Origin of the sequence: Poseidonocella sp. HB161398, from assembly GCF_005870025.1 — a bacterium.
Taxonomy (GTDB): domain Bacteria; phylum Pseudomonadota; class Alphaproteobacteria; order Rhodobacterales; family Rhodobacteraceae; genus Mangrovicoccus.
In genome coordinates, this window is record NZ_VATA01000171.1 from 1 (window position 1) to 3,136 (window position 3,136).

Annotated in this window: 2 protein-coding genes and 1 pseudogene; all 3 read left to right on the top strand. The window is 66.2% G+C overall.

Features of this window, described 5'->3' with window-relative positions; translation table 11 throughout:
• Positions 1–27: 27 nt before the first annotated feature.
• A pseudogene (locus tag FGX59_RS36315) lies at positions 28–1,178 on the top strand (IS66 family transposase); the annotation flags it as partial.
• A 47-nt stretch (positions 1,179–1,225) separates the two neighbouring features.
• Positions 1,226–1,525, top strand: coding sequence for a hypothetical protein (locus tag FGX59_RS36320; RefSeq protein WP_138473407.1), 300 nt, complete (start codon positions 1,226–1,228; stop codon positions 1,523–1,525).
• Between the two features lie 128 nt (positions 1,526–1,653).
• Entirely contained in the window at positions 1,654–2,682 is a 1,029-nt protein-coding gene (locus FGX59_RS36325) for an IS110 family transposase (RefSeq protein WP_138473408.1), read from the top strand.
• The last annotated feature ends 454 nt before the right edge of the window (positions 2,683–3,136 follow it).

The window sequence follows — 3,136 nt, forward strand, 5'->3', positions numbered from 1 at the left end:
GCGGGGGCGGCATGATAGTCTCCTCCCATGACCGATGCCGCCGACGAGATCGCCCGCCTGCGCGCCGCCCTTGCGGCGGCGGACACGCGTGCCGTGGCCGCCGAGGCCGAGCTCGCGCAGGCGCGCGCGGCGGTCTCGACCTCCGAGGCGATGATCGCGGCGCTCAAGCTCGAGATCGCGCTCTTGCGGCGCGACAAGTACGGCCATGGCGCGGAACGCACCTCCCGGCTCGACCAGCTGGAATTGCAGCTCGAGGAGCTGGTGGCCGACGCTGCCGAGGTCAAGGCCCGGGCCGATCAGGCGGCAGATAAGGCAACGAAGGTCGCGGCTTTCGAGCGGCGCAGACCCGTGAAGAAGTCCTTCCCCGAGCATCTGCCGCGCGAGCGGGTGGTGGTCGAAGCGCCGACGACCTGTTCCTGTTGCGGCTCGGACCGCATCGTGAAGATGGGCGAGGACGTCACCGAGACGCTGGAGGTCATCCCCCGGCAGTGGAAGGTGATCCAGACGGTCCGGGAGAAGTTTACCTGCCGGGTGTGCGAGAGTGAGGGCATGCCCGCCAATGGTTCGAGGGCTGCCCGAACCAGCCAGCCCCCGGCGCCGTTCCACCCCATTCCGCGCGGCTGGGCCGGTCCCAGCCTGCTGGCCATGATCGTCTTCGAAAAGTACGGCCAGCATCTGCCGCTGAACCGCCAGGCCGAACGCTATGCCCGGGAAGGCGTGGAGCTCAGCCTGTCGACGCTGGCCGACCAGGTGGGCGCCGTGGCCGAACTGCTGAAACCGCTCCACGCGCTGATCGAGGCGCATGTCATGGCGGCCGAGCGTCTGCATGGCCCCTCTCGTTGATTGCCGCGCAATCAACTGCTGGGCAATGGATGACACGACAGTGCCGCTGCTGGCGCGTGGCGGGACCAAAACCGCGCGGCTCTGGACCTATGTCCGCGAGTGAGCCCGCGAACGCGATCCGTCCGAGAGAGCGGGCGAACGGCCCCTTCTCCGGAGCCGCCCCGCCGGCTGTGTTCTTCCGCTTCTCCCGCGACCGGGGCGGCGAACACCGCGCCGCCGCCATGTACACGCTGACCGGCACGGCCAAGCTGAACGGCATCGCCCCCCAGGCCTGGCTTGCCGACGCCATCGCGCGCATCTCCGACCTGCCGGTCTCGCGGCTGCCCGAACTGCTTCCCTGCAACTGGACCCGGCCGGAAGGCCGCTCCGCGGCGGCCGCCTGATGGCCCGCGTCACGCAGGTCCTTTCCATCGGCGAGGTCGCGAGGCGGATCGATGAGAACCTCGAGCTCATCGAGGTCATCAGCGCCAATTCCGACAACATCGATTACGGCGAGATGATCTGGGTCGACGACGGCACCGAGAGCGGGATCACGACCTTCACGGCCCGCGGCATCGAAAGCCTGCAGGAGTTCCTTGCCGACATCCGCACCTGGGAAGGCGGAGTCCGCGAGTTCCTGCTCGACGCCCGGTGCGAGCCCGACGTCATCGAACGCATCATGGCCGACGAGGAAGGGCGCTAAATCAAGACGGCCTTCGGCGTAGCCTTACTATTCGGCTCTGGTCATGACGGGCGTTGATGATGTGACCGCCCCCCGACGGCATCGATGTGCCAAGGTGGGTCTGCGAGGATCCACGGAGGAGGACGGTCATGTCGGATATTATCACGGTCGGGCTCGACCTAGCGAAGAATGTATTCCAGGCGCACGGCGCTGATGCCTCGGGTCGTGCAGTGCTGCGCAAGAAGCTGAGACGGGATCAGGTTCTGGCTTTCTTTGGGCAGCTGCCGTCTTGCGTCGTGGCGATGGAAGCCTGTGGTGGGGCCCATTTCTGGGGCCGAGAGATCGGCAAGCTCGGCCATGAGGTGCGGTTGATCCCGCCCGCCTACGTGAAGCCGTTCGTGAAACGCCAAAAGAGTGATGCGGCCGATGCCGAGGCCATCTGCGAAGCGGCCATGCGCCCGACCATGCGCTTCGTACCTGTGAAGAGTGAGAAGACCCAAGGAGCTGCTATGGTCTTTCGCATTCGCGAATTGCTGATCCGACAGCGCACGCAGGCGATCAATGCGCTCCGGGGTCATCTCGGCGAGTTCGGGCAAATCGAGCCGCAGGGTTCCGCGAACGCCGCGAAGCTGATCGCTATCGTCGAAGACCCCGACAGCTGTCTCCCCGCCGATGCCATTGCCACCCTGAAGGTCTTGGTCGCAGCCCTCGGCCATCTCGAGACGGAGATCGGCACGCTCGATGCCGAGATCGCCCGGCGGGCCAAGGAGAACGAGGTTGCGCGGCGGCTGATGACCATTCCGGGGATCGGGCCGCTGATCGCCACCGCCATTGCGGTCCTGGCGCCGCCACCCGAGACGTTCCGCAAGGCGCGCGACTTCGCCGCGTGGCTGGGCCTGACACCCCGGCAGCATTCCACCGGTGGCAAGCAGCGCCTCGGCGCCACGACGAAGATGGGCGAGCGCTCCCTGAGGCGGCTGCTGATCATCGGCGCGAACAGCGTGATCATCAAACGGCATGTCCATGCCGCGGCGAGACCGGGCACATGGCTGGGCGGCATGCTGACGCGCAAGCCGCCGATGCTGGCTCGGGTGGCGCTTGCCAACAAGATGGCGCGGATTGTCTGGGCCCTGATAGCCCGGGGCGGCGTCTACCAGTCTCCGGTCGCGGCGGCATAAGCCGTCACGGTCGCGAGGACGTCGGAGCGAAGGAGGGCAAGGAGCAGTTTGGCGCAACGGTCGTGAGACGGGATCAGAGGAACCAGCCTGCAACAAAGTGCCTTCGAGCACGCGGCGTTGATTTGGGGCCTGATCCGCGAACACCATACGGGCCCGCGGCACGACGATGGTCGCAACAGAGGCCGGATACATGTCAGCACCCGACAGCGCGCGAAACTGATCCAGAAACCCTCTTGCGCATGGGGCGGTTATACATGTTGCAGAACTCAATTTGCAAAGGAGTCACATCGTGAAACCATGCGGTTAGATGAGGTGCATGAGCAAGCCTGCACCTGCCCGCTACCGCACGACGAACTGGTCCCGGCTTTGTTGCGCAAAGGGCGTGAAGCGCGGACCTGCCCTTTCCCCAGACGCACTTATCCGACGGGCTCGGTGACAGGTATGCCGAGCGCGG